The 24657-nt window shown below is 60.6% G+C and carries 22 protein-coding genes (1 of these 22 cut by a window edge); 18 read left to right on the forward strand and 4 right to left on the reverse strand.

What is annotated here, in order from left to right; all coding sequences use genetic code 11:
• Nucleotides 1–11: 11 nt before the first annotated feature.
• The 18 genes from PU634_RS15815 (at nucleotide 12) to glmS (ending at nucleotide 17539) form a co-directional block, all read left to right on the forward strand.
• Nucleotides 12–746 (forward strand): general secretion pathway protein GspB, encoded by a 735-nt coding sequence (locus PU634_RS15815; protein WP_306761781.1) that lies wholly within the window; start codon nucleotides 12–14, stop codon nucleotides 744–746.
• Nucleotides 747–924: 178 nt separating this feature from the next.
• A complete protein-coding gene (gene mioC, locus PU634_RS15820; protein ID WP_306761783.1) occupies nucleotides 925–1380 on the forward strand; it encodes an FMN-binding protein MioC in 456 nt (151 codons plus the stop codon).
• 522 nt (nucleotides 1381–1902) lie between these two features.
• A complete protein-coding gene (gene mnmG, locus PU634_RS15825; RefSeq protein ID WP_306761785.1) occupies nucleotides 1903–3792 on the forward strand; it encodes a tRNA uridine-5-carboxymethylaminomethyl(34) synthesis enzyme MnmG in 1890 nt (629 codons plus the stop codon).
• Nucleotides 3793–3800: 8 nt separating this feature from the next.
• On the forward strand, nucleotides 3801–4424 hold the full coding sequence (rsmG, locus tag PU634_RS15830) for a 16S rRNA (guanine(527)-N(7))-methyltransferase RsmG (protein WP_306761786.1): 624 nt from the start codon (nucleotides 3801–3803) through the stop codon (nucleotides 4422–4424).
• A 9-nt stretch (nucleotides 4425–4433) separates the two neighbouring features.
• Complete coding sequence (locus PU634_RS15835) at nucleotides 4434–5237, forward strand: ParA family protein (RefSeq protein WP_306761788.1); 804 nt, start codon at nucleotides 4434–4436, stop codon at nucleotides 5235–5237.
• A complete protein-coding gene (locus PU634_RS15840; RefSeq protein ID WP_306761789.1) occupies nucleotides 5234–6139 on the forward strand; it encodes a ParB/RepB/Spo0J family partition protein in 906 nt (301 codons plus the stop codon). The genes PU634_RS15835 and PU634_RS15840 overlap by 4 nt, the downstream gene beginning before the upstream one ends.
• A 198-nt stretch (nucleotides 6140–6337) precedes the next feature.
• On the forward strand, nucleotides 6338–6730 hold the full coding sequence (locus PU634_RS15845; RefSeq protein ID WP_306761790.1) for an ATP synthase subunit I: 393 nt from the start codon (nucleotides 6338–6340) through the stop codon (nucleotides 6728–6730).
• Between the two features lie 8 nt (nucleotides 6731–6738).
• The gene (atpB, locus tag PU634_RS15850; protein WP_306761791.1) at nucleotides 6739–7518 is read left to right on the forward strand and encodes a F0F1 ATP synthase subunit A; all 780 of its coding nucleotides are present in this window, start codon (nucleotides 6739–6741) and stop codon (nucleotides 7516–7518) included.
• A 62-nt stretch (nucleotides 7519–7580) separates the two neighbouring features.
• Nucleotides 7581–7805: a F0F1 ATP synthase subunit C gene (gene atpE, locus PU634_RS15855; protein WP_014290939.1), complete on the forward strand. Its 225-nt coding sequence runs from the start codon at nucleotides 7581–7583 to the stop codon at nucleotides 7803–7805.
• Nucleotides 7806–7855: 50 nt separating this feature from the next.
• Complete coding sequence (gene atpF / locus PU634_RS15860; protein WP_306761792.1) at nucleotides 7856–8326, forward strand: F0F1 ATP synthase subunit B; 471 nt, start codon at nucleotides 7856–7858, stop codon at nucleotides 8324–8326.
• 13 nt (nucleotides 8327–8339) lie between these two features.
• Nucleotides 8340–8870: a F0F1 ATP synthase subunit delta gene (gene atpH, locus PU634_RS15865; RefSeq protein WP_306761794.1), complete on the forward strand. Its 531-nt coding sequence runs from the start codon at nucleotides 8340–8342 to the stop codon at nucleotides 8868–8870.
• Nucleotides 8871–8884: 14 nt separating this feature from the next.
• Nucleotides 8885–10426: a F0F1 ATP synthase subunit alpha gene (atpA, locus tag PU634_RS15870; protein ID WP_306761795.1), complete on the forward strand. Its 1542-nt coding sequence runs from the start codon at nucleotides 8885–8887 to the stop codon at nucleotides 10424–10426.
• A gap of 45 nt (nucleotides 10427–10471) precedes the next feature.
• Nucleotides 10472–11332 carry a F0F1 ATP synthase subunit gamma gene (gene atpG / locus PU634_RS15875; protein ID WP_306761797.1) on the forward strand — a complete coding sequence of 287 codons (861 nt, stop codon included), beginning with the start codon at nucleotides 10472–10474 and terminating at the stop codon, nucleotides 11330–11332.
• A gap of 33 nt (nucleotides 11333–11365) precedes the next feature.
• Nucleotides 11366–12754, forward strand: a complete 1389-nt coding sequence (gene atpD, locus PU634_RS15880; RefSeq protein WP_306761798.1) for a F0F1 ATP synthase subunit beta — start codon at nucleotides 11366–11368, stop codon at nucleotides 12752–12754.
• 18 nt (nucleotides 12755–12772) lie between these two features.
• Nucleotides 12773–13198, forward strand: coding sequence for a F0F1 ATP synthase subunit epsilon (locus PU634_RS15885; RefSeq protein ID WP_306761799.1), 426 nt, complete (start codon nucleotides 12773–12775; stop codon nucleotides 13196–13198).
• A gap of 184 nt (nucleotides 13199–13382) precedes the next feature.
• Nucleotides 13383–14747: a bifunctional UDP-N-acetylglucosamine diphosphorylase/glucosamine-1-phosphate N-acetyltransferase GlmU gene (gene glmU / locus PU634_RS15890; RefSeq protein WP_306761800.1), complete on the forward strand. Its 1365-nt coding sequence runs from the start codon at nucleotides 13383–13385 to the stop codon at nucleotides 14745–14747.
• 181 nt (nucleotides 14748–14928) lie between these two features.
• On the forward strand, nucleotides 14929–15699 hold the full coding sequence (locus PU634_RS15895; RefSeq protein WP_306761801.1) for a DeoR/GlpR family DNA-binding transcription regulator: 771 nt from the start codon (nucleotides 14929–14931) through the stop codon (nucleotides 15697–15699).
• 10 nt (nucleotides 15700–15709) lie between these two features.
• A complete protein-coding gene (gene glmS / locus PU634_RS15900) occupies nucleotides 15710–17539 on the forward strand; it encodes a glutamine--fructose-6-phosphate transaminase (isomerizing) (RefSeq protein ID WP_306761802.1) in 1830 nt (609 codons plus the stop codon).
• Nucleotides 17540–17618: 79 nt separating this feature from the next.
• Here the strand turns inward: glmS and PU634_RS15905 are convergent, their stop codons facing one another.
• The 4 genes from PU634_RS15905 to PU634_RS15920 all read right to left on the reverse strand — a co-directional run.
• Nucleotides 17619–19451, reverse strand: coding sequence for a LuxQ periplasmic sensor domain-containing protein (locus PU634_RS15905; protein ID WP_306761804.1), 1833 nt, complete (start codon nucleotides 19449–19451; stop codon nucleotides 17619–17621).
• Nucleotides 19429–20547, reverse strand: a complete 1119-nt coding sequence (locus PU634_RS15910) for a substrate-binding domain-containing protein (RefSeq protein WP_306761806.1) — start codon at nucleotides 20545–20547, stop codon at nucleotides 19429–19431. Before PU634_RS15910 ends, PU634_RS15905 begins: the two co-directional genes overlap by 23 nt.
• Nucleotides 20548–20726: 179 nt before the next feature.
• On the reverse strand, nucleotides 20727–22916 hold the full coding sequence (katG, locus tag PU634_RS15915; RefSeq protein WP_306761807.1) for a catalase/peroxidase HPI: 2190 nt from the start codon (nucleotides 22914–22916) through the stop codon (nucleotides 20727–20729).
• Between the two features lie 149 nt (nucleotides 22917–23065).
• Nucleotides 23066–24657: the 3' portion of a methyl-accepting chemotaxis protein gene (locus PU634_RS15920; protein WP_306761809.1), read on the reverse strand. 373 nt of this gene lie beyond the right edge of the window; only the last 1592 of its 1965 coding nucleotides appear in the window; its start codon lies beyond the right edge, outside the window — the gene reads right to left on this strand; the stop codon is at nucleotides 23066–23068.

Below are 24657 nucleotides of genomic sequence, written 5' to 3' on the forward strand. Positions count from 1 at the left end.
GGAGGGTCGACGTGTCTTATATTCTCGATGCCCTGAAACAGTCGGAACGCCGCCGCAACCGGCGGGTGCCGGCAAGCGGGCCTGCGGCGCCCGCCGAGACGCCGCCCCCGCCGGCACCCCCGTTTTACCGCCGCCGGCTGCCCTGGCTGCTGCTGATGTTGCTGCTGGCCCTGCCGGTGGGTTACCTGCTCGGGCGTTTTGGCGCCGGCTGGCTGGGGCTGTCCACCACACCCGAGCCCCCCCCTCAGGCACAGACACCACTCACCTCCGAGCCGGCTTCGCACATGAAAGAGCCCGCCGAGGCGCCGCCGGCCAGAACTCCCGTCGTTATCGTCCCCCAGACCCCGCGCATACTGGTGGAAGCGCCACCGGCGGTGAGCCTGAACGAGCCACAGCCAGGCCCCCGCCCCGAAACCGCTCCCCCCGCTCCAGAGCAGACAAACGCCGCAACTGCTGCGCTGCCGGCCAAACCGGAGCGGTCAGCCGCGCCCCCCGAGCCGGCGTTTGACCCTGGCGTGCCGGATATTCGCGAGCTGCCGGCCGGCGTTCGCAGCCGGCTGCCGGCACTCACCCTGTCGGTACACATTTATTCGCCCGATGCCGCCGCCCGCATGGTCAATATCAATGGTCAGATGCTGCGGGAAGGGCAAAACATGGGGCAGGTAGGCATTGAGCGCATTACGCCCAGGGGCGTGGTGCTGCGTTTTCAGGGCAACGACTTTCACCTGGGCTCGGTGGGAGGCTAAAAAGCGGCTGATCTCCGTCATCTTCGGCGAAGCCAAGTCACCCCCGCGAAGGCGGGGAGCCATGGCATATTGCACTGGATGTCCGCCTTCGCGGACATGACGGATTGAGTGTGTTGCTCCCTCGAAGATAACTCTCTGGGGTAAGATGGCAGCCCTGTTTGCCAACATGAGTCACCTTATGAGTCACTTTACCCTGCTGGTGGGATCCACCCTCGGCAACGCCGAGGATCTGGCCGAGGAAATGGCCGATCAACTGCAGTCAGCCGGTCATGCAACGGTTATTCACACTTCTCCCCAGCTTGATCACATCTTGATCGCCCCCGATCATTACCTGCTGCTGGTGTGCTCCACCCACGGCGCCGGCGATCTGCCCGACAACATTCAGCCCCTTTTCAACGCCCTGCAGCAGCAGGCCCCCACCCTGCAGGGGCTCAGCTACCTGGCAGCGGGTCTGGGCGATCGCAGCTACGATACCTTTTGCCATGCCATACAAAGGCTGGATCAACAGCTGGTCAGCCTGGGCGCCGAACGGATCGGCGATCGGCTGGAAATCGACATGAGCGCCGGCGATCCTCCCGAGCAACAGGCTCAGATCTGGCTCGATCGGTGCCTGAACGACGCCGGGATCCGCTGATTCGGCTCTCCGTCACGGATCAGCGGCCGAGGCAACCGATCGCGAGGGTCACTTTCTTCCACCAAGTTATCAACAGATCCGGCCTGAAGATTCATGCCTCAGTTTTACGACATCTCGCCATCGGCTGTTGATAACCATGGATCAAACCAGTGTTAAACCTATAGTTATCCTATAAACTAAATTTTTCACCACCGGCATCTGTGCATAAACCCACGAGTTAACCACCTTTCATACGCGAGTACGGGATCTGTTTTCCACATCAAGCGATCGGGGGTAAGTGAATGATCTCCATGATCAAAAAGCGCTTATACACAGATCCGGGCGATGCTAATAACAGATCCAACAGAAGATCGATCTAAAGATCATAGATCTATAAGCGATCGCCAGATCCACTCCGATCCGGTTTCCATCCCCTTGGCAAAACGGCTAAAATATTCGCCCCTTGAGCAAGACCGCCGGATCACCCCCGTCGGCATCATGGGCCGTGAGTCCTTTCAGCCAAGCGTTTCAAGAGTGTTCGTTATGCAATATGAAGAATGGTTTGATGTCATCGTGGTCGGTGGAGGCCATGCCGGAACGGAAGCCGCCGCCGCCGCTGCCCGTATGGGGGCGAACACGCTGTTACTGACCCACAATATCGATACCCTCGGGCAGATGTCCTGCAACCCCGCCATTGGTGGCATCGGCAAGGGGCACCTGGTCAAGGAAATTGATGCCCTGGGCGGCATTATGGCCCAGGCCGCCGACAGCGCCGGTATTCAGTTTCGTACCCTGAACGCATCCAAAGGCCCGGCGGTACGCGCTACCCGCGCTCAGGCGGATCGTCAGCTCTATCGTCAGGCGGTCAGAACCCGGCTGGAAAACCAGCCCAACCTGAAGATCTTTCAGCAGGCCTGTGACGATCTGATCCTCGACGGCGATACCGTAACCGGCGTGATCACCCAGACCGGGCTGAAGTTTCACGGCAAAACCGTGGTGCTCACCGTGGGCACCTTTCTCAACGGCCGCATTCATATCGGCATGGACAACTACCAGGGCGGCCGTGCCGGGGATCCGCCCTCCATCGCCCTGGCCAGCCGCCTGCGCGAACTGCCGCTGCGCATCGACCGGCTGAAAACCGGCACCCCGCCACGCATCGACGCCAACAGCGTGGATTTTTCGGTGATGCAGCCCCAGCCCGGCGACAACCCGACCCCGGTGTTCTCTTTTATCGGCAGCCGGGCGGATCATCCCCGGCAGGTGCCCTGTTACATCACCCACACCAATGAACGCACCCATGAGGTGATTCGCCAGAACCTGGATCGCAGCCCCATGTATGCCGGCGTGATCGAGGGGATCGGCCCCCGTTACTGCCCGTCGATCGAAGACAAGATCATGCGCTTCGCCGACAAGGCCTCGCACCAGATCTTTGTGGAGCCGGAAGGCCTGACCAGCACCGAGCTGTACCCTAACGGCATCTCCACCAGCCTGCCGTTCGACGTGCAGCTGCAGATCGTACGCTCGATCAAGGGCTTTGAGCAGGCGCACATCATGCGACCCGGCTATGCCATCGAGTACGATTACTTCGATCCGCGGGATCTGCGATCCAACATGGAAAACAAGTGCCTGCACAACCTGTTTTTTGCCGGCCAGATCAACGGCACCACCGGCTACGAGGAGGCCGGAGCTCAGGGCTTGCTGGCGGGCGCCAACGCCGCCCTGCGCGCCTTTGGCCGCGAAGCCTGGTCGCCGCGCCGGGATCAGGCCTATCTCGGGGTGATGATGGACGATCTGTCCACCCTGGGCACCCAGGAGCCCTACCGCATGTTTACCAGCCGGGCCGAATACCGCCTGCTGCTGCGGGAAGACAACGCCGATCTGCGCCTGACCGAGGAAGGCCGCCGGCTGGGACTGGTGGATGATCACCGCTGGGCACTGTTCTGTGACAAGGTCGAGCGCATCGAGCAGGAGAGCCAGCGCCTGCGCGGCACCTGGATCAATCCCAAACATGCCGCCGCCCCGGCCCTCAACGAAAAACTGAAAACCCCGCTCAGCCGGGAGCACAATCTGGAAGAGCTGCTGCGCCGGCCCGAGCTCGACTACGCCACCCTGATGGCCATCGAGGGCATAGGCCCGGGCATCGACCATGAGCAGGCCGCCGAGCAGGTGGAGATCCAGACCAAGTACGCCGGTTACATCGAGCGCCAGCAGGAAGAAATTCAGAAGCAGCTGCGCAACGAGCATACCCGGCTGCCGCTGGATCTGGACTACGCCGAAGTGTCCGGCCTGTCCAACGAGGTGGTGGCCAAGCTCAATCAGGCCCGGCCCGAGACCCTGGGTCAGGCCTCGCGCATTTCCGGCGTGACCCCGGCGGCCATTTCCATTCTGCTGGTGCATCTCAAAAAGCGCGGCCTGCTGCGCAAGTCGGCGTGAGGGTAAGTATGCTGCAACGATTGCACTCTCTGCTGGCTCACACCGATCTTGAGGTAAGCGCTCACCAGGCGGAGCAACTGGTGGCCCTGGTGGGTTTGCTCGACAAGTGGAACAAGGCCTACAACCTCACCTCGGTGCGGGATCCCGACGCCATGCTGGTGCGTCATATCATGGACAGCCTGGTAGTGAGTCCTTACCTCGAGGGAACACGCTTTATCGACGTGGGCACCGGTCCCGGTCTGCCCGGCCTGCCGCTGGCCATTATCAATCCCGACAAGCAGTTCGTGCTGCTCGACAGTCTGGGCAAGCGCATTCGCTTTATTCGCACCGTGGTGCACCAGCTGGGGCTGACCAATGTGCAGGCGGTGCAGAGCCGGGTGGAAGCCTTTCAGCCCGAGCAAAAGTTTGACGGTGTGCTGAGCCGGGCCTTTGCTTCGCTGGACGACATGCTAAGCTGGTGCGCGCACCTGCCCGCCCCCCATGGCCGTTTTCTCGCCCTCAAGGGACAGATTCCGGAGCAGGAGCTGCAATCCCTGCCCGCTCACCTGACATGCCAGGCGGTTTACCCGTTGCACGTGCCCGAGCAGGAAGGCGACCGCCATCTGGTGGTCATTTCGCAAGCCAGCCAGTAGAGGTTTTCGGTGGGAAAAGTCATTGCCATTGCCAATCAGAAGGGTGGTGTGGGTAAAACCACCACCTGTGTCAATCTGGCCGCCTCCATGGCCGCTACCAAACGCAATGTGCTGGTGATCGATCTCGATCCCCAGGGCAATGCCACCATGGCCAGCGGTGTCGACAAGTATCAGGTGGCCAATACCGCCTACGAACTGCTGGTGGACGAGCGGCCGGTGGAAGAGGTGGTGATCACCGACACCAGCGGCGGGTATCACCTGATCGCCGGCAATGGTGACGTCACCGCCGCCGAGATCAAGCTGATGGAATTCTTCGCCCGGGAAGTGCGCCTGCGCAATGCCCTGGCGCCGGTGCGGGAGCACTACGATTACATTTTTATCGACTGCCCGCCGTCCCTTAACCTGCTGACGGTCAACGCCATGTCGGCGGCCGATTCGGTGCTGGTGCCCATGCAGTGCGAATATTTCGCGCTGGAAGGTCTTACCGCGCTGGTGGATACCATCAGCAAGCTGGCGGCGGTGGTCAACCCCGAGCTGAAAATCGAGGGCATACTGCGCACCATGTACGATCACCGCAACCGCCTGTCCAATGAGGTGTCCGATCAGCTAAAAAGCTATTTCGGCGACAAGGTCTACCGTACCGTGATCCCGCGTAACGTGCGCCTGGCCGAGGCCCCCAGCCACGGCACCCCCGCCATGTATTACGACAAGTCTTCGGTGGGCGCCAAGTCCTACCTGGCGCTGGCCGGCGAGATCCTGCGCCGGGCCGACGACGAGCAGTCCAACTCCGAACAGGTGGAACAGACAGCATGAACATGAAACGTCGCGGACTGGGCAAGGGCCTGGACGCCCTGCTCAGCACCAGCTCTGCCGCCAACCTGCGCCGGGAGCAGGCCGACAGTCATGCCGCGGCCGGCGCCGGCGGTGAACTGCAGAGCCTGGCCATCAACAGTCTGCAGCCAGGCAAATACCAGCCCCGCCGGGATATGTCCCAGCAGGCGCTGGAGGAACTGGCCGGGTCCATTCGCCAGCAGGGCATCATTCAGCCCATCGTAGTTCGACCGCTGGAGGCCGGCGGTTATGAGATCCTGGCGGGCGAGCGCCGCTGGCGGGCGGCGCGCATGGCCGGCCTGAGCCAGGTGCCGGTGCTGGTCAAGCCGGTGTCCGACCAGCAAGCCCTGGCCATCGGCCTGATCGAGAACATTCAGCGCGAAGATCTCAACGTGATGGAAGAGGCCCGCGCCCTGGCCCGGCTGATCGAGGAGTTTGCGTTTACTCACCAGACCGTGGCCGATGCCGTGGGCAAGAGCCGCAGCGCGGTGAGCAACCTGCTGCGGCTGAATCAGCTTAATGACGACGTCAAGCAACTGGTGGAAAACGGCTCGCTGGAGATGGGCCATGCCCGCGCCCTGCTGATGCTGGAAGGGGAAACCCAGTCGCAACTGGCCCACGTGGTGGCGCAGAAAGGGCTGACCGTGCGTGAAACCGAAAGGCTGGTCAAGCAGAGTCAGACCCCGCAAAAGCCGGCTCCGGAGCAGCCCAGATCCCTGTTCATGGCCCAGCTGGAGCAGGAATTTGGTGAAAAATTAGGTATAAAAGTGGAGATCAAGTCATCCGGCAAAGACAAGGGGAAGCTGGTTATTTCATATAACTCTTTGAATGAACTGGATAAAATAGGCCACTTCTTTGGCCTGGGCGGCGACCCTGAGCTCTGACCAGCCGGGCAAAAATGTAGTAATCCTTCAGTCAGTCAAACTTCGCGCGAAATGCTTAAAAAAAGCACTGAAATCCGCGAAAAATAAGGATTTAGTTCAATTGCATTTGTGTCGTTCACGGGTATAATTTGACCTGCTTTTTTGGGGCTTAACCGATGGATGCCATCGGAAAGGCCCCTAACTGTATCAGGAGTGGTTGTGAAGCGGAAAAACCGGCACCTCAGTGACAGACAAGTGGCGCTGGTAATACTGATTTATCAATTTCTCCTGGTGGTGGCCGTCGCCAGCCTGTTCGGTTTCGCACAGGGTGAGGCAGCCGCCCGTTCCGCCCTTTTAGGGGGCGGAATCTACTGGGTTCCCCAATGTCTTTTCAGCATGGTGGTGTTGGCTCGTAGCGTCAGCGATACCACGCCGCAAAGCATTGTGGCGAGCTTTTACAGCGGGGCAGGGATTAAGCTGGCCAGCACCATTCTGTTGTTCATCGTGGTGTTCAAGTACATGGAGGTAAGTATCTTGCCCCTGTACGTGGCTTACGCCCTGGCATTGCTGATGCAGTGGATTCTTTCATTCACTCTCAACAACCGTTACTAGGAAAACACATGGCTGCAACAGGAGATGTCCTAACTTCCCAGGGTTATATCTCTCACCACCTGCAACACCTGCAGGTCGGTTCGGGATTCTGGGCGTTGAATATCGATTCTTTGCTTGTTTCCGTTGTCCTGGGTGCGCTGTTCTTGTGGGGCTTCAGCAAGGTGGCATCTCGTGCTACCAGTGGAGTTCCCGGTAAGTGGCAATGTGCCATCGAGCTGCTGGTTGAGTTTGTGGATAAATCCGTCAAGGACGTCTTCCATGGCAAAAGTGCACTGATCGCGCCCCTGGCGCTGACCATTTTTGTCTGGGTTTTCCTGATGAACCTGATGGACCTTATCCCGGTCGACTATCTGCCCTATGGTGCGCAATTGCTGGGCGTTCCTTACCTGAGGGTTGTTCCTTCCGCCGATGTTAACATCACCATGTCCATGGCGTTCGGTGTCTTCTTCTTGATCATTTTCTACAGCATCAAGATGAAGGGCGTGTCCGGCTTTGTAAAAGAGCTGACCATGCAACCGCTGAACCACTGGTCCATGGTACCCGTTAACCTGGTGCTTGAGACCGTGTCCCTGATCGCCAAACCCATCTCCCTGGGTCTGCGACTGTTCGGCAACATGTACGCCGGTGAGATGATCTTCATCCTCATCGCCGGTCTGCTGCCGTGGTGGTCTCAATGGGTCCTTAATGTGCCGTGGGCGATCTTCCATATTCTGGTTATCACCCTGCAGGCTTTCATCTTCATGATCCTGACCGTCGTCTACCTGTCGATGGCCTATGAAGAACATTAATTAAAAGATAACAAAAATTTAACAAGCTTTCGTTCTAACCGCTAACAATTGGAGAAAAAAAAATGGAAATGATTTTCATCGCTGCCTCTCTCATGCTGGGTCTGGCTTCTATCGGTGGTGCTATCGGTATCTCTATGCTGGGTGGCAAGTTCCTGGAAAGTGCTGCTCGCCAGCCTGACATGCTGCCTGCCCTGCGCGGCAACTTCTTCATCGTGGTAGGTCTGGTTGACGCCATCCCGATGATCACCGTTGGTATGGCTCTGTACCTGATCTTCGCCGTAGCCTAATGGCCCGGCTTGTTAATCAGTCTGCTAACCAACTTTAAAGGAGAGTTGCGATGAACATGAACGCAACAATCCTCGGTCAAACGATCGCGTTTATCATCTTCGTTTGGTTCTGCATGAAGTTCGTATGGCCTCCCATCATGGGTGCCATCGAGAAGCGTCAGAAGGAAATTGCTGACGGTCTGTCTTCGGCCGAGCGTGCCAAGAAAGACCTGGCCCTGGCGCAAACCAATGCAACCGAACAGCTGAAGGAAGCCAAGCTGCAGTCTGCTCAAATCGTAGAGCAGGCCAACAAGCGCAAGGCCCAGATCATCGAGGATGCAACGCGTGAGGCTCAGGCCGAGCGTGAAAAGATTCTGGCACAGGCGCAGGCGGAAGTTGAAGCCGAACGCAACCGTGTCAAAGAGGAACTGCGCAAGCAGGTTGCTGCTCTTGCCCTGGTGGGTGCAGAGAGAATCCTCGAGCGTCAGATTGATGCCGCTGCCAACAGCGACATCGTTGAGAAAGTAGTAGCTGAACTGTAAGGGAACATGAGCCATGGAAATGAAAACCATTGCTCGCCCCTATGCCAAAGCAGCTTTCGATTTTGCCGTTGAGAAAAAAGCGGTCGACAACTGGCTGTCCATGCTGACTTTTGCCGCCGAAGTGGCGCAGAACGACAGCATGGCCCAGGTGTTGAGCAGCGATCTGAACGCGGAAAAGATGGCCGAGGTGTTTTTGGCTGTCTGTGGCGAACAGCTCGATGAGCAAGGCCAGAACCTGATAAAGGTAATGGCCGCAAACGGACGCTTGAGTGTGTTGCCGGCAGTGGTGCAGGAATTCGCCGTAATGAAGGCGGAACTGGACCGGGTAGTGGACGCCGATGTGGTTTCCGCCGCCAAACTGACCAAGCAACAAGTGGCCAAGATTCAGGCTTCACTGGAACAGCGTCTGGGACGCCAGGTGAAGCTGAATTGCAGCGTCGACAAGAGCCTGATGGCCGGCATTATCATCAAGGCCGGCGACATGGTGATCGACGGAAGTGTGCGGGGCCGCCTGTCCCGCTTGGCCGAAACGCTGCAATCTTGATTGGGGAATAGAGCATGCAACTGAATTCAACTGAAATTGCCGAGCTGATCAAACAGCGCATCGAGCAATTCAATGTTGTCAGTGAAGCACGAAACGAAGGCACCATCGTATCCGTAAGCGATGGCATCATTCGTATTCACGGCCTTGCTGACATCATGCAAGGTGAAATGATTGAACTGCCGGGCAACCGTTACGCCCTGGCACTGAACCTGGAGCGCGACTCCGTGGGCGCCGTGGTTATGGGTCCTTACGCCGACCTGGCCGAAGGCACCAAGGTTCACTCCACCGGTCGTATCCTGGAAGTGCCGGTAGGCCGCAGCCTGCTGGGTCGTGTGGTTAACACCCTGGGTGAGCCGATCGACGGCAAGGGCGCCATCGACACCGATCTGACTTCTCCGGTAGAAGTGATCGCGCCCGGCGTAATCGACCGTCAGTCGGTAGACCAGCCGGTACAGACCGGTTACAAGGCCGTTGACGCCATGATTCCGATCGGCCGTGGTCAGCGTGAGCTGATCATCGGTGACCGTCAGGTGGGTAAAACCGCCCTGGCCGTTGACGCCATCATCAACCAGAAAGACTCCGGCATTAAGTGTGTGTACGTGGCCATCGGCCAGAAAGCGTCCACCATCGCCAACGTGGTCCGCAAGCTGGAAGAGCATGACGCGCTGAAGAACACCATCGTGGTTGTTGCTTCCGCCTCCGAGTCTGCCGCCCTGCAATACCTGGCGCCTTACGCCGGTTGTGCCATGGGTGAATTCTTCCGTGACCGCGGTGAAGATGCCCTGATCGTGTACGATGACCTGTCCAAGCAGGCCGTTGCCTACCGTCAGATCTCTCTGCTGCTGCGTCGTCCGCCGGGCCGTGAAGCCTACCCGGGTGACGTGTTCTACCTGCACTCCCGCCTGCTGGAGCGTGCTTCCCGCGTGTCTGCCGACTACGTTGAGAAGTTCACCAACGGTGAAGTGAAAGGCAAGACCGGCTCTCTGACTGCGCTGCCGATCATCGAAACCCAGGCCGGCGACGTGTCTGCGTTCGTACCGACCAACGTGATCTCCATCACCGACGGTCAGATCTTCCTGACCACCGAACTGTTCAACTCCGGTATTCGTCCGGCCGTTGACCCGGGTATCTCCGTATCCCGTGTGGGTGGTGCCGCTCAGACCAAGATCATCAAGAAGCTGTCCGGTGGTATCCGTACCGCGCTGGCCCAGTATCGTGAACTGGCGGCCTTTGCCCAGTTCTCTTCCGATCTGGACGACGCTACCCGCAAGCAGCTGAGCCACGGTCAGAAAGTCACCGAGCTGATGAAGCAGAAGCAATACCGTCCGATGTCCGTTGCCGAGCAGGCCCTGTCCCTGTTCGCCGCCGAAAACGGCTACCTGGACGACGTTGAGCTGAAGTTCATCACTACGTTCGAAGACGCCCTGCTCGCTTACGCCAATTCAGAACATGCCGCCCTGATGGCGGAGATCAACGAGAAAGCCGACTACAACAAAGACGTTGTAGCCAAGCTGACTGCGTTGCTGGATAGCTTTAAGGCTACCCAGTCCTGGTAACCATGTGGCAGCGTTTATTGCTGCCACCTGAATTGGAGAAGCGACATGGCCGGCGCAAAAGAAATACGTAGCAAGATCGGGAGTGTGAAAAACACTCAGAAGATCACCAGCGCTATGGAGATGGTGGCCGCCTCGAAAATGCGCAAAGCGCAGGATCGCATGGACCACAGCCGCCCATACGCTGAAACCATACGCAAGGTGATCGGCCACATCGCGCAGGGGAACTTGGAATACAAGCACCCCTATCTGGAAGACCGTGAGGTCAAGCGCGTAGGCTTTATTATCGTCTCCACCGATCGTGGCCTTTGTGGTGGTCTGAACATCAACGTGTTCAAGGCCGCCATGAACAGCATGAAAGCGTACACCGACAAGGGTGTAGGCGTGGATCTGTGCCTTATCGGCAGCAAGGCGGTTGGTTTCTTCAACCGTTATGGCGGCAAGGTACTGGCGCAGGCTTCCGGCCTGGGCGACAACCCCGCGCTCGACGATCTGATCGGCTCGGTCAGTGTCATGCTGGAAGCGTACGACAAGGGTGAGATAGACAAGCTGTACCTGGTGTACAACAAGTTTGAAAACACCATGGTGCAAAAGCCGACGGTCGATCAACTGTTGCCTTTGCCTGCATCGGAAGAAGAAGTGGCCAGCCACAGCTGGGACTACCTCTATGAACCGGATCCCAAATCGCTGCTGGACACGCTGCTGGTACGCTTTGTGGAATCCCAGGTGTATCAGGGTGTGGTCGAGAACCTGGCCAGCGAACAGGCGGCCCGGATGGTGGCGATGAAAGCCGCAACCGACAACGCCGGCAACCTCATCAACGATCTGCAACTGGTGTATAACAAGGCCCGTCAGGCCGCCATTACCCAGGAGCTGAGTGAGATCGTTGCCGGGGCCGGTGCCGTATAAGGCGAAGGTATTCAAAGGTTTAGAGGATTTGACATGAGTAAGGGTATCATAGTCCAAATCATCGGCGCCGTTGTTGACGTGGAATTCCCGCAAGATGCGGTTCCCCACGTATACGACGCGCTGAAGATTACGACGGAAGGCCAGGGCCAGGGTCTGGTTCTGGAAGTTCAGCAGCAAATCGGCGGCGGCGTTGTTCGTTGTATCGCCATGGGTTCTTCCGACGGCCTGCGCCGTGGTCTGGAAATTGAAAACACCAACGCCCCCATTCAGGTGCCGGTAGGTGTGCAGACCCTGGGTCGCATCATGGACGTGCTGGGTAACCCCATCGACGAAAAGGGCGACATCGGCGAAGAAGAACGCTGGTCCATTCACCGTGCCGCTCCCAGCTACGAAGAGCAGTCCAACAGCACCGAGCTGCTGGAAACCGGCATCAAGGTAATCGACCTGGTATGCCCCTTCGCCAAGGGTGGTAAGGTTGGTCTGTTCGGTGGTGCCGGTGTGGGCAAAACCGTAAACATGATGGAACTGATCCGTAACATCGCCATCGAGCACAGCGGTTACTCCGTGTTTGCCGGTGTGGGCGAGCGGACCCGTGAAGGTAACGACTTCTACCACGAAATGACCGAGTCCAACGTACTGGACAAGGTATCTCTGGTATACGGTCAGATGAACGAGCCGCCGGGCAACCGTCTGCGCGTGGCCCTGACCGGTCTGACCATGGCCGAGAAGTTCCGTGACGAGGGTCGTGACGTACTGTTGTTCGTGGACAACATCTACCGTTACACCCTGGCCGGTACCGAAGTATCCGCACTGCTGGGCCGTATGCCTTCCGCAGTAGGTTACCAGCCGACCCTGGCCGAAGAGATGGGCGTTCTGCAGGAGCGTATCACCTCTACCAAGACCGGCTCCATCACCTCCGTACAGGCCGTTTACGTGCCTGCGGATGACTTGACCGACCCGTCTCCGGCCACCACCTTCGCCCACCTGGATGCGACCGTGGTACTGAGCCGTCAGATCGCTGCCCTGGGTATCTACCCGGCCGTTGACCCGCTGGATTCCACCAGCCGTCAGCTGGACCCGCAGGTGGTGGGTGAAGAGCACTACTCCGTGGCCCGTGGCGTACAGACCGTACTGCAGCGTTATAAAGAGCTGAAGGACATCATCGCCATTCTGGGTATGGACGAACTGTCTGAAGACGACAAGCTGACCGTGTCCCGCGCCCGTAAAATCGAGCGTTTCCTGTCTCAGCCGTTCTTCGTGGCCGAAGTGTTCACCGGTGCCCCCGGCAAGTACGTGTCTCTGAAAGACACCATCGCCGGTTTCCAGGGCATCCTGAACGGTGACTACGACACGCTGCCCGAGCAGGCGTTCTACATGGTTGGCTCCATCGACGAAGCGGTCGAAAAAGCCAAGAAACTGTAAGCCTCTAAGGAGGACCTGATGGCTGAGTATAGCTTTCACCTGGACATCGTCAGTGCCGAAAAACGCCTGTTTTCCGGCTCTGTGACCGCGGTGACTGTCTCCGGCTCTGAGGGTGAATTGGGCGTTCGTTACGGACACGCCCCCCTGCTGACGGCAATCCGTCCCGGCCTGGTGCAATACGTCACCAAGGCCGGCCAGCAGGAAGTTCTGTATATCTCCGGTGGCATGCTGGAAGTACAGGGCAGCAGTGTTATGGTTCTGGCCGACACTGCGATTCGCGCCGAAGATCTGGATAAAGCCAAGGCCGAAGAAGCCAAGCGCTCGGCGGAAGCCAAGCTGCAGAACTCCTCACACGATGTGGACTATGCAGAAGCGGCCGCCGAACTGGCCCGGGCTATGGCGAAACTGCGCGTGCTGCAGTTGGTTAAGAAAAACGTACGTTAAGCCGAACGTTCGAAAAAGCGACCTCAGGGTCGCTTTTTTTTTTGCGAAAAAATCACAATAACGGCATTAACGGTGAGGTGTCAGGAGTGAGGGGTGAGGAGAAACAACCGTTCTGCAAACGGGGTTTACTCCTCACCTCTAACCCCTCACTCCTCACGGTCATTTCAAACGGGATATATTTTCAATGACGATTCAGGCGGTAATTCTGGCGGCGGGCAAGGGCACCCGCATGCGCTCTTCTCTTCCCAAGGTACTGCACCCGGTGGCCAACAAGCCCATGGTGGCTCATGTGATCGAGGCCGCCCGGGCCTGCGGGGTGGACGGTATTCACCTGGTCTACGGCCACGGTGCCGACCAGCTCAAGGCCCGCATTGAAGCCCCGGATCTGCACTGGGCTCATCAGGCCGAGCAGCTCGGCACCGGCCACGCGGTGGCGGTGGCGCTGCCGGCCATTGCCGATGAAGACAGGGTGCTGGTGCTCTACGGTGATACCCCGTTGCTGCAGGCGGACACCCTGCAGCGGCTGATCGCCGCCCAGCCCAAAGGGGGCGTGGGCCTGCTTACGGTAAGCCTTGCCAACCCCACCGGCTATGGCCGTATCGTGCGGGAACACGGCCAGGTCACCGGCATTGTTGAGCAGAAGGATGCCACCCCCGAGCAGCTGGCCATTACCGAGGTGAACACCGGTGTGCTGGTGGCCGACGCCGGCCGGCTCAGGGCCTGGCTGGGCGAGCTCAACAACGACAATGCCCAGGGGGAGTTCTACCTCACCGACATCTTCGCCATGGCCCACCGGGACGGCTGCGACATTGCCACCGTGCAGCCGGCCAGCACCGCCGAGGTGGAAGGGGCCAACGACCGGGTGCAGCTGGCCGGGCTGGAGCGGGCCTATCAGCGCATGCAGGCCGAGCGGCTGATGCGCGAGGGCGTCAGCCTGCTGGATCCGGCCCGCTTCGATCTGCGCGGTACCCTGACCGCCGGCGAGGAAGTGGTGATCGACGTCAACGTCATCATTGAGGGTGACGTGCGCCTGGGTAATCGGGTGAAAATCGGCGCCGGTACCATTCTGAAGAACTGCGTGATCGGCGACGATGCCGAGGTGAAGCCCTATTCCATCGTGGAAAACGCCGAACTGGGCAGCGCCAGCAGCGCCGGCCCCTTTGCCCGCCTGCGCCCCGGCGCCGTGCTGGCCGAGGATGCCCATGTCGGCAACTTTGTGGAAATGAAAAAGGCCCGCCTGGGCAAGGGTTCCAAGGCCGGCCACCTCAGCTATCTGGGCGATGCCGAGATCGGCGCGGGGGTGAACATCGGTGCCGGCACCATCACCTGCAACTATGACGGCGTCAACAAGTTCCAGACGGTGATCGAAGACGGCGTGTTCGTCGGCTCCGACACCCAGCTGGTGGCCCCGGTGCGCATCGGCAAGAATGCCACCCTGGGGGCCGGCAGCACCGTCACCAAGGACGTGGCCGAGGCTGAGCTGGTGATCACCCGCGTGCCCCAGCGCCATATCAAGAACTGGCCCCGCCCGGTGAAGAAGAAGTCCTGAACCATCCCGCTTTCTTGTCACCTCCGCGAAGGCGGAGGTCCATTATTGTCTGCTCGGGACTCCGGCCTTCGCGGGAGTGATGGCTATGGGCGCGGCTGTGGTTTCACAGCCGCGTTTTTTATTGCCCGCCTATCTTTTGATCTGCTAGCATTCTGCTTTCAAAACGAAACTTAATGTCGCCATGTCGAAACGCAACACTCAACAACGCCGCCATACCATCATCACCCTGCTGGCCGAGCGGGGGGAAGTGACCGTGGATGAGCTGGCCCGCCGTTTCGATACCTCGGAAGTGACCATTCGCAAGGATCTCACCGCGCTGGAGAAAAACGGCCTGCTGCTGCGCCGCTATGGCGGCGCCGTGCCGGTGCCGAGCGAAATGGTAGCTGAGGCCGGTGCCGAGCCGGTTTCAAAACGAAAACAGTCCCTGGCCCGGGCGGCGGCGGCGCGCATTCGCGAGCACAACCGCATCATTATCGACAGCGGCAGCACCACGGCGGCGTTGCTGGGCGAGCTGGGGCAGAAAAGCGGTCTGGTGGTGATGACCAATTCGCTCAATATCGCCAATGCCCTGCGCGAGCTGGAGCCGGAGCCCACCCTGCTGATGACCGGTGGTACCTGGGATCCGTCTTCCGAGTCGTTTCAGGGGCAGGTGGCCGAGCAGGTGCTGCGATCCTACGACTTCGATCAGCTGTTTATCGGCGCCGACGGCATCGATCTGGCCCGGGGCACCACCACCTTCAATGAGCTCACCGGCCTGTCGCGGGTGATGGCCGAGGTGGCCCGGGAAGTGGTGGTGATGGTGGAGTCGGACAAGATTGGCCGCAAAATCCCCAATCTGGAGCTGCCCTGGAGTGCCATTCATACCCTGGTGACCGACAGCGGCATTCCCAAAGAATATCAACAACAGTTAGCGCAAAAGGGCATCACCCTGGTGATAGCCCCTTCATCCTGAGGACAAGAGCATGTGTGGAATTGTAGGGGCCGTGGCCCAGCGTGATGTGGCGGAAATTCTGGTGGAAGGCCTGCGCCGGCTGGAATACCGGGGGTACGACTCCGCCGGGGTGGCCATTATTCACGACAACCGGCTGGGCCGGGTGCGTCGTCTCGGCAAGGTGCAGGCGCTGGCCGACGCCCTTGAGCAACAACCGCTGGCCGGCGGCACCGGCATTGCCCATACCCGCTGGGCCACCCATGGCGAGCCGTCCGAGCGCAATGCCCACCCCCACGTGTCCGGTAACATCGCCGTGGTGCACAACGGCATTATCGAAAACCATGAAGAACTGCGCGAACAGCTTAAAGCCAGAGGCTACGAGTTTGCTTCAGACACCGACACCGAGGTGATCGCTCATCTGGTGCACTGGCATCGCCAGCACACCGACTCATTGCTGGCGGCACTGCAAACCACGGTTAAAGAGTTGCGTGGCGCCTATGGCACCGTGCTGATGGACGTCAACGACGATACGCGGGTGGTGGTGGCCCGTTCCGGCTCGCCGCTGGTGATCGGCCTTGGTCTGGGCGAGAACTTTATCGCCTCGGATCAGCTGGCGCTGCTGCCGGTCACCCGCCGTTTCCTGTTCCTGGAAGAGGGCGACGTGGCCGAGGTGACCCGCCGCGAGATTCGTATCTTTGACCGTGACGGCCAGCCGGTGACCCGCGCCGAGCAGGAGTCGGACGTGATCCACGACGCCGGCGACAAGGGCGAATACCGTCACCATATGCTGAAGGAAATTCACGAGCAGCCCAGGGCCATTACCGATACCCTGGAAGGCCGGCTGAGCGAGCAGGGCGTGGTGGTGGAGTCCTTTGGCAACGGTGCCCGCGACATTTTTGAAAAAGTGGAGCACATTCAGCTGATCGCCTGCGGCACCTCCTACCATGCCGGCATGGTGGCCCGTTACTGGTTCGAGGCCCTGGCCGGGGTGCCCTGCGATATCGAGATCGCCTCCGAGTTCCGCTACCGCAAGTCGGTGGTGCGTCCCAACAGCCTGCTGATCACCCTGTCCCAGAGCGGCGAGACCGCCGACACCCTGGCGGCGCTGCGGCTGGCCAAGGAGTCCGGCTACATGAGCAGCCTGACCATCTGCAACGTGCCCGGCTCCTCCCTGGTGCGGGAGTCGGATCTGGCCTTTATGACCCGGGCCGGCGCCGAAATCGGCGTGGCTTCTACCAAGGCGTTTACCACGCAACTGGTGGCGCTGCTGATGCTGGTGGCGGCGGTGGGCCGTTGCCGGGGCAACCTGAGCGAGCAGACCGAGGCCGAGCTGGTGCGCTCGCTGCGCTCACTGCCGGCGCACATCGTCGATACCCTGGCGCTGGCCGGCGACATTGAGCAACTGGCGGAAGAGTTCGCCGACAAGTACCACAGCCTGTTCCTGGGCCGGGGCGAGCAGTATCCCATCGCCATGGAAGGGGCGCTCAAACTCAAGGAAATTTCCTACATTCACGCCGAGGCCTATGCCGCCGGCGAGCTCAAGCACGGCCCGCTGGCGCTGATTGACGCCGACATGCCCATTATCGTGGTGGCGCCCAACAACGAGCTGCTGGAAAAGCTGAAGTCCAACGTGGAAGAAGTACGCGCCCGGGGCGGTATCCTCTATGTGTTCGCCGACAAGCGGGCCGGCTTCAAGGGTGACAACACCATGCGGGTGATGTCGCTGGAACATGTGGATGAGGTGATCGCGCCCATCGTCTATACGGTGCCGCTGCAGCTGCTGTCCTACTACGTGGCCCTGATCAAGGGCACCGACGTGGATCAGCCCCGCAATCTGGCCAAGAGCGTGACCGTGGAATAAGGCGCCACAAGCCCAGCAGCCGTTTTGTGGGATGAAAATAAAGTGTCATCCCACCCCTTGCATGCACCCCGGTGCCGGCCTACGGCTGGCCCGGGGTGTTGTGTTGAGTGGCATCAGGGGTTGCCCGGGGCTCCGGGCTTCTGAGCACGAAGATATTGGAACACACCGCCACGTAATGGCTGGTTTCACCTTGAGCATTGCTCAGAATGCGAATCGACAGCCACAGTGGCAGCGTGGTGCCGTTCAGGGAGCGAAAGGAAACCTCTCCCTGCCAGTGGCCATGGGTGTCGATATGCTGCCACGGAGAAAGGGTGTCCGGCGCCAGGGGCAGGGCGCTGGCGGGGGAGTGTCCTACCATCTCGTCCAGCACGAAGCCGGTGAGCTGAGTGTAGGCCGGGTTGGCGTACACCAGCCGCTGATGGCGATCGAAGATCATCACCGCTTCCAGCATATTGGCCAGCACCAGGCGATTCAGCTGCAGGGATTCTTCCGCCTGCTTCAGACGGCTGATGTCCTGGCCCTGCAACTGCACCGCAGTGACCACGCCCTTGCTGAACACCGGAGCCAGGGTCCACAACTGGTACCGGGCCAGCCCGGGCAGGGGGCCCAGGCGGGCTTCCACGTCCGCTACCCGGTGGCCCCTGCGGGCCTTGTCGATGGCCTGTTGCAGCGGCGCCAGTTGCTCGGGGCTGAAGTGCTGGGTGATGGGGGTGCCAACCAGGTCGCCATGACCTTGCTCAAACAGTGCCGTGGCCATCTGGTTCAGTGCCTGAATGCGATCGTCGTTATCGACGATGAGGGTCGCCGAGTTGGCGGCATCAAACAGGTGGGCCAGGCGCAGTTCGTTTTGTTGCAGTGTGGTCACCATGCTTTCCAGGCTGTTGCCGAGGAAATTGAATTCCTGAATGCGATCGGGCTGAAAGGCGGCCTGTTGGCCGAGGCTTGCCTGTTCGGCAAACCGGGTCAGGCTGGCCAGGGGAGCCGAGATCAACCGCAAGGTGTACAGCGCCAGCGCCAGCGCTACCAGCAGCACCAGCAGCAGGGCCAGCAGAGTGTGATAGCCATAGTTCTGCTGCAATTGCTGGGCAATGGTGTTGTCGGTCAGCAACAGCAGTTGCAGTTCGCTGGGTTCGCCGCCGATCAGCAGGGGCTGCCGGCTGAAATAGTGTCCTCGAATCTGGCCATGGGCCTGCCCGCCGGTCAGGGCCTGGGTAACCACACCGGGGGCGATGTCGTTGCTGTTGAGGTAGGCCGGGCCCACTGGCTTGCCGTGCAGGATCAGCTGCACCCGAAAATTTTCCGCCCCCCGGGCCAGCTGGCGCAGCAGGCTGAGGTTGTCATTCAGCACCACACCGCCAAACAGGCTGCCAATTACCTCACCCGAGTCCGGCGCAATCACCGGGTAGCGCTGCACCAGGGCAACCTGGCGGCTAAAGGGAGCATCCAGTTCAATGCGGGTCCACCGGTGGTACAGGGGCGGGGCCGAGATCAGCTGCAGCTGGCGGTGCTCCATGGCATAGAGGGGGGAGTTCAGGTTGGCCCACAGTTGTCCTTGCCGGCTGAGCATCAGCAGATCCAGATATTCGCCGTGGCGGTGCTCCAGGGTTTGTTGCAAGAGTGCCCGGGCACCGGCCGGGTTGCCGGACGAGAGTGCGAGCGCCAGCTCCGACTGCTCGGCGGTGGCCGTCAGCAGGCCATCCAGCCCGTTCAGGTAGCTGTCCAGCAAGATTTGCAGCCGGTCGTGGGCTTCTTTCAGCTGATGGTGAATGCTGTCATTCACCATGGTTGCGCTACTGCGGTAGGTGAGTACCAGCAGGGCGGTGGCCAACAGCAAAAAGGCCGGCAGCAGCACCAGCAGCAATTGCCGCAGCAGGGGCCGGGCGCGAGCGTTATTGGGAGTAGCGGAAGGCATGGGCTTTCAGGCGCTCCAGTCTGTCGGCGGGGGTGTGCCGGTCCACCACGGCGAAGTCGCCGCTGTAAACCAGAGGCAGGCGGTTGGCCTTGCCTTCCTGATCGAGGCGAATGGCTTCGGCCATGGCCACGCCGTTGTCATCGTTCATGCGCATCACGGTCAGATCCAGTTCTCCCCGGGCCATGGCCTCAAGCTCGGCACTGCCACCGCCCCAGCCGTTGAGCAGCACGGAGTGCCGTTTGCCCAGGGCTTGCAGGCCGTCGGCGGCCCCCAGGGCTACGTCGGTGGTGCAGGCATAGACAAGATTGATGTCGGGGTGAGCGGTCAGGGCCTGTTGTACCGCCTGGCTGGCTCTGGCCCGGTCAATATCGGTGTAAAAAGCCTGGCGCTGCACAAAGCCGGGGCGGTGGCTGGTAAGGCGAATAAACTCGTCGCCCCGGGCCTGGCTGACATAGCCCTGAGATCCATACAGCATCAGGTAGTTGGTCTGCGGGCCGGTGAGCCTGGTGATGGCGTCGGTCAGCAGCCGGGTGCCTTCCTTGTGATCAAAGCCCACATAGAAGAACGGCTGGTTTTCTTGCCACGACTTCAGCGGTGTGGTGATGTTCATCAAAATCAGCTTGGGGTGGCCGCGGGCGATGATCTTGTCTACCAGCACGCGATGGCGCAGGGCATTGAGGGTAAAGATCAGGTAATCGGGCCGGCTGCGCAGGGCCTGGGCCAGCAGTGCCTCCTGCTGTCTGATCGAGGTGGCGGGGTGGAACGAGAAGTTTTGCAGGGTGTAGGGCAGGCCCATTTCCTGCAACCGGCGGGTCAGGCTCAGCCGGTTGCGTAGCCAGTAGTCCGAGATCTGCACATCCGGTGTCAGCATGGCAATACGCACCGGCACCGCGGAGGCATGGTGCCAGGGCAGGGCGGGCTGACGCACCCGTGCGGCAAACTCATTGGCCAGGTGGCGCTGTTCGGGAAACGCTTCCATGTATTCCTGAAACGTCCAGTAATCCAGCTCGTTCGCCTGCACCCGGCCAAACAGCATGGGGATGGCAAGCAGGACAGAGACCAGCAGGGCGGTGAATGGTAGTCGTGCGGTCAACATGGGAATAATGTCATGCCAGAGGGAATGAGCCAGCAGGATATGATGAGCATGTTATCGGTTTTGGGCAAAGTCGGTATTTTGCTTCGTGGCGGTTGTTCAGTGCAATGCCAATGCACCGAAAACCGGGCCCATCGGCCCGGTTCTCCCTGCTCCTGCTGAAGGTGCAGCCACTTTTCACGCTACTGAAGATCGAATCTGTCCGCATTCATGACCTTGTTCCAGGCGCTCACGAAGTCGTGCACGAACTTCTCATGGGCGTCGTCCTGGGCGTAGACCTCGGCATAACTGCGCAGTATCGAGTTGGAGCCAAATACCAGATCCACCCGGGTGGCGGTCCATTTCACCTGGCCCGACTGGCGCTCAACGATATTGTAAAGGTTGTTGCCCGCCGGCTCCCAGCGATAGGCCATGTCGGTGAGGTTGACGAAGAAGTCGGTGCTGAGCACGCCAACGCGGTCGGTAAACACGCCGTGGGGACTGTTGCCGTGGTTGGTGCCCAGCACCCGCATGCCACCCACCAGCACCGTCATTTCCGGTGCGGTCAGACCCATCAGCTGGGTGCGATCCAGCATCAGCTCCTCGGGGGTGACGGCGTAATCCTGCTTCAGCCAGTTACGGTAGCCGTCGTGCACCGGCTCCAGCGGGGCAAAGGAGTCGGCATCGGTCATCTCGGCGGTGGCGTCGCCCCGGCCGGGCGCAAAGGGCACTGTGATGTTGACGCCGGCATCCCGGGCCGCCTTTTCCACCGCCGCCGCGCCACCGAGCACGATGAGATCGGCCATGCTGACCGGCTTGGCGAGGGTCGATTGCAGTTGTTGCAGCGCACCCAGCACCTTTTGCAGCCGGGCCGGCTCGTTGCCTTGCCAGTCCTTGAGCGGCGCCAGCCGAATGCGGGCACCGTTGGCGCCACCCCGGTAATCGGAGCAACGGAAGGTGCGGGCGCTGTCCCAGGCGGTGGTCACCAGCTCCGCCACACTCAGCCCGGTGGCCAGAATGTCGGCCTTGAGCCGGGTGATTTCCGCCTCGCTCAGGGTGTAGTCGACGGCGGGTACGGGATCCTGCCAGATCAGATCTTCCTCGGGCACATCGGGCCCCAGATAGCGGCTTTTCGGCCCCAGATCCCGGTGGGTGAGCTTGAACCAGGCGCGGGCAAAGGTGTCGGCAAAGTAGGCCGGGTCCTGATGAAAGCGTTCGATGATCTTGCGATAGGCCGGGTCCATTTTCATGGCCATGTCGGCGTCGGTCATGATCGGCATGCAGCGGCGGGACGGATCTTCCACATCCACCGGCTTGTCTTCCTCCCTGATGCTGACCGGCTGCCACTGCCAGGCTCCCGCCGGGCTCTTTTTCGATTCCCATTCGTGGTTGAGCAACATGTCGAAATAGCCGTTATCCCACCGCGTGGGGTTGGTGGTCCAGGCGCCTTCAATGCCGCTGGTTACGGTGTCGCGGCCAATGCCCCGGCCCTTGTGGTTGTTCCAGCCCAGGCCCTGTTCTTCCAGGCCGGCGCCTTCCGGCTCCGGCCCCAGGTTGGCGGCGTCACCGTTGCCGTGGGCCTTGCCCACGGTATGGCCACCGGCGGTGAGGGCGGCGGTTTCCTCATCGTTCATCGCCATGCGGGCAAAGGTTTCGCGCACATCGGCGGCGGTCTTGAGCGGATCGGGCTGGCCGTCCACCCCTTCCGGGTTGACGTAGATCAGCCCCATCATGACCGCCGCCAGCGGGTTTTCCAGCTCCCGATCACCGGAATAACGGCTGTTGGGGTTGTTGGTCGGGGCCAGCCATTCCTTCTCTGCGCCCCAGTAGGTGTCTTTTTCCGGGTGCCAGATATCGGCCCGTCCGCCACCAAAGCCAAAGGTTTTCAGCCCCATGGACTCATAGGCCATGTTGCCGGCCAGGATCATCAGATCGGCCCAGGACAGGGCGTTGCCGTATTTTTTCTTGATGGGCCACAGCAGCCGGCGGGCCTTGTCGAGGTTGGCGTTGTCGGGCCAGCTGTTGAGCGGCGCAAAGCGCTGGTTGCCGGTGCCACCGCCGCCGCGGCCATCGGCAATGCGGTAGGAGCCGGCGCTGTGCCAGGCCATGCGGATCATCAGGCCGCCATAGTGCCCCCAGTCGGCCGGCCACCAGTCCTGGCTGTCGGTCATCAGGGCCTTGAGATCCTGCTTGACCGCGTTCAGATCCAGCTGTTTAAAGGCCTCGGCATAGTTGAAGTCCTTGCCCAGCGGATTGGTCTTGGTGTCGTGCTGGTGAAGAATGTCGAGATTCAGAGCCTTGGGCCACCAGCTGGTGTTGGAGCTGCCGGACTCGGTTTGCGCACCGTGCATGACGGGACACTTGCCGGAGGAGGGGGATGTGCTTTGACTCATTGGAAATGCCTCTTTGATTGAACGACGAAACCGGGTTCAACAGCGGCGCCGGCACCATGTTGTATGATGCTGGCGCCGCTTTTATCGAAGCATAGACCATGACTCTCGGTGAGGGCCGGGTATAAAAAGGCCGGGCCTGAACAGGACGGTTAAGGGCTTTGCCGCAGCCGGAACTGGGCCAGCCGTTGCTCAAGCTGGACGGCCAGGTCACTCAGGGCTTCCCCCTGCTGTTGCAGCTGGCCGGCAATGTCGAGAGTGGCCTGGTAGCCGTCCCGAATCAGGATTACATTGTGCTGAATGTCGTCGGTCACGGTGCGTTGTTCCTCGGTGGCGGTGGCCACCTGTTCGCTCATGGCGTTGACCTTGCGGATTTCACCGACGATGGTGGTCAGCTCCACGCCGGCCTTGCGCGCTTCCTCCACGCTGTAGCCGGCCTTTTCCCGGCCAGTACTCATGGCAGCCACGGCGCTTTCCACCCCTTCCCGCAGCCGGACCAGCATGTCGTCTATTTCGGCGGCGGTGTGCTGGGTTTGCATGGCCAGGGCTCTGACCTCGTCGGCCACCACCGCAAATCCCCGGCCCGATTCGCCGGCGCGGGCGGCTTCAATGGCGGCGTTCAGGGCCAGCAGGTTGGTGCGCTCGGAGATCTGCTTGATGGTGGTCAGGCAGTGTTCCACGTCGCGGGTGTGCTGGGCCACCTCCTGCACCCGCCGCTCTCCTTCGTTCAGGGCCAGCGCTACCTCCTCAATGGCGGCAATGGTGTCATCCACGTCGTGATCCCCTTCTTCCGCCCGCAATATGCTGTCGTTGGCGGCGCCAAAGGTGTCGCTGGCGTGGCGGGCAATCTCGGCTACGGTGGCGGCCATTTCGGTGGTGGCGGATACCACCAGCTCCACCTGGCCGGTGCCATGCTCGATATGCAGCCGCACTTTTTGCACCGAGTCCTGGGTATGATCGGCGTTGCCAAACAGACGCCGGCTGGCCTGGTTTACGCCCAGCAGCAGTTCGTTGAGGTGATGTTGCATGGCGTTGAGGGATTCTGCCAGTTCGGCCAGCTCATCGCTGCCCTGCACCGGCACATCCTGGGTAAAGTCGTTGTTCTGGGTGATGCGCAGCATGCCCTGGTGCAGAGTATGTACGCCGTGGCGAATGCCGCGCATCAGCCGCAGGGAAAGCGCCAGGGTTACCGCCAGCACCACCACCGAGCACACTAGGCTCAGCCAGAAGCGGGTGGTGGCGCCCTGGTGCAGTTGCAGCACATGCTGCTCCAGACTGTTGGCCAGACCGTCTTCCACGGTTTTCAGCTGGTTGATATGACGGGTAGCGATACCAAACCAGTGGGTGGCATTCTGGTTAAAGCCCCCGCTGTCGGCGCGGTCGTGGGCCAGTTGCAGCAGTTGAGCCACTTCGGTGCTGCTGCCGGTCTGTTGCCGGTAAAGCTCCCGCCAGGCGGGAGAGGCCAGGCGGCTGAAGCGTTCCAGATAGATGGCCTGTTCCGCTTGCAGGGTGATAAAGTGGCGGTACAGGCCGGGGGCAAACCGGTCGGCGCCAAAGGCGTTGCTTAATACGGCACGAATGAGCCCCATGCGTTCCTTGCTCTGCAGAAAGGCGCTGTAGGCCGCCAGCCTTGCGGCAGTATTGCCGTCGTGGGCCAATGTCACTGCCTCATCCATCAGCGTCAGCAGCTGGCGGATGAGACCGGTGTAGCCATCCACCACGGCGCCCAGTTGCGGCCTGTTGC

Origin of the sequence: Oceanimonas pelagia, from assembly GCF_030849025.1 — a bacterium.
Classification (GTDB): Bacteria; Pseudomonadota; Gammaproteobacteria; order Enterobacterales; family Aeromonadaceae; genus Oceanimonas; species Oceanimonas pelagia.

What these genes read in the sequence shown, in the direction of transcription:
- atpE (WP_014290939.1), top strand. Translation starts at nt 7,581, where the DNA reads ATGGAAATGATTTTCATCGCTGCCTCTCTCATGCTGGGTCTGGCTTCT.
- mnmG (WP_306761785.1), top strand. Translation starts at nt 1,903, where the DNA reads ATGCAATATGAAGAATGGTTTGATGTCATCGTGGTCGGTGGAGGCCAT.
- atpG (WP_306761797.1), top strand. Translation starts at nt 10,472, where the DNA reads ATGGCCGGCGCAAAAGAAATACGTAGCAAGATCGGGAGTGTGAAAAAC.
- glmU (WP_306761800.1), top strand. Translation starts at nt 13,383, where the DNA reads ATGACGATTCAGGCGGTAATTCTGGCGGCGGGCAAGGGCACCCGCATG.
- atpD (WP_306761798.1), top strand. Translation starts at nt 11,366, where the DNA reads ATGAGTAAGGGTATCATAGTCCAAATCATCGGCGCCGTTGTTGACGTG.
- atpF (WP_306761792.1), top strand. Translation starts at nt 7,856, where the DNA reads ATGAACATGAACGCAACAATCCTCGGTCAAACGATCGCGTTTATCATC.
- PU634_RS15840 (WP_306761789.1), top strand. Translation starts at nt 5,234, where the DNA reads ATGAACATGAAACGTCGCGGACTGGGCAAGGGCCTGGACGCCCTGCTC.
- atpH (WP_306761794.1), top strand. Translation starts at nt 8,340, where the DNA reads ATGGAAATGAAAACCATTGCTCGCCCCTATGCCAAAGCAGCTTTCGAT.
- PU634_RS15910 (WP_306761806.1), bottom strand. Translation starts at nt 20,547, where the DNA reads ATGTTGACCGCACGACTACCATTCACCGCCCTGCTGGTCTCTGTCCTG.
- atpB (WP_306761791.1), top strand. Translation starts at nt 6,739, where the DNA reads ATGGCTGCAACAGGAGATGTCCTAACTTCCCAGGGTTATATCTCTCAC.
- PU634_RS15905 (WP_306761804.1), bottom strand. Translation starts at nt 19,451, where the DNA reads ATGCCTTCCGCTACTCCCAATAACGCTCGCGCCCGGCCCCTGCTGCGG.
- glmS (WP_306761802.1), top strand. Translation starts at nt 15,710, where the DNA reads ATGTGTGGAATTGTAGGGGCCGTGGCCCAGCGTGATGTGGCGGAAATT.
- rsmG (WP_306761786.1), top strand. Translation starts at nt 3,801, where the DNA reads ATGCTGCAACGATTGCACTCTCTGCTGGCTCACACCGATCTTGAGGTA.
- mioC (WP_306761783.1), top strand. Translation starts at nt 925, where the DNA reads ATGAGTCACTTTACCCTGCTGGTGGGATCCACCCTCGGCAACGCCGAG.
- katG (WP_306761807.1), bottom strand. Translation starts at nt 22,916, where the DNA reads ATGAGTCAAAGCACATCCCCCTCCTCCGGCAAGTGTCCCGTCATGCAC.
- atpA (WP_306761795.1), top strand. Translation starts at nt 8,885, where the DNA reads ATGCAACTGAATTCAACTGAAATTGCCGAGCTGATCAAACAGCGCATC.
- PU634_RS15895 (WP_306761801.1), top strand. Translation starts at nt 14,929, where the DNA reads ATGTCGAAACGCAACACTCAACAACGCCGCCATACCATCATCACCCTG.
- PU634_RS15885 (WP_306761799.1), top strand. Translation starts at nt 12,773, where the DNA reads ATGGCTGAGTATAGCTTTCACCTGGACATCGTCAGTGCCGAAAAACGC.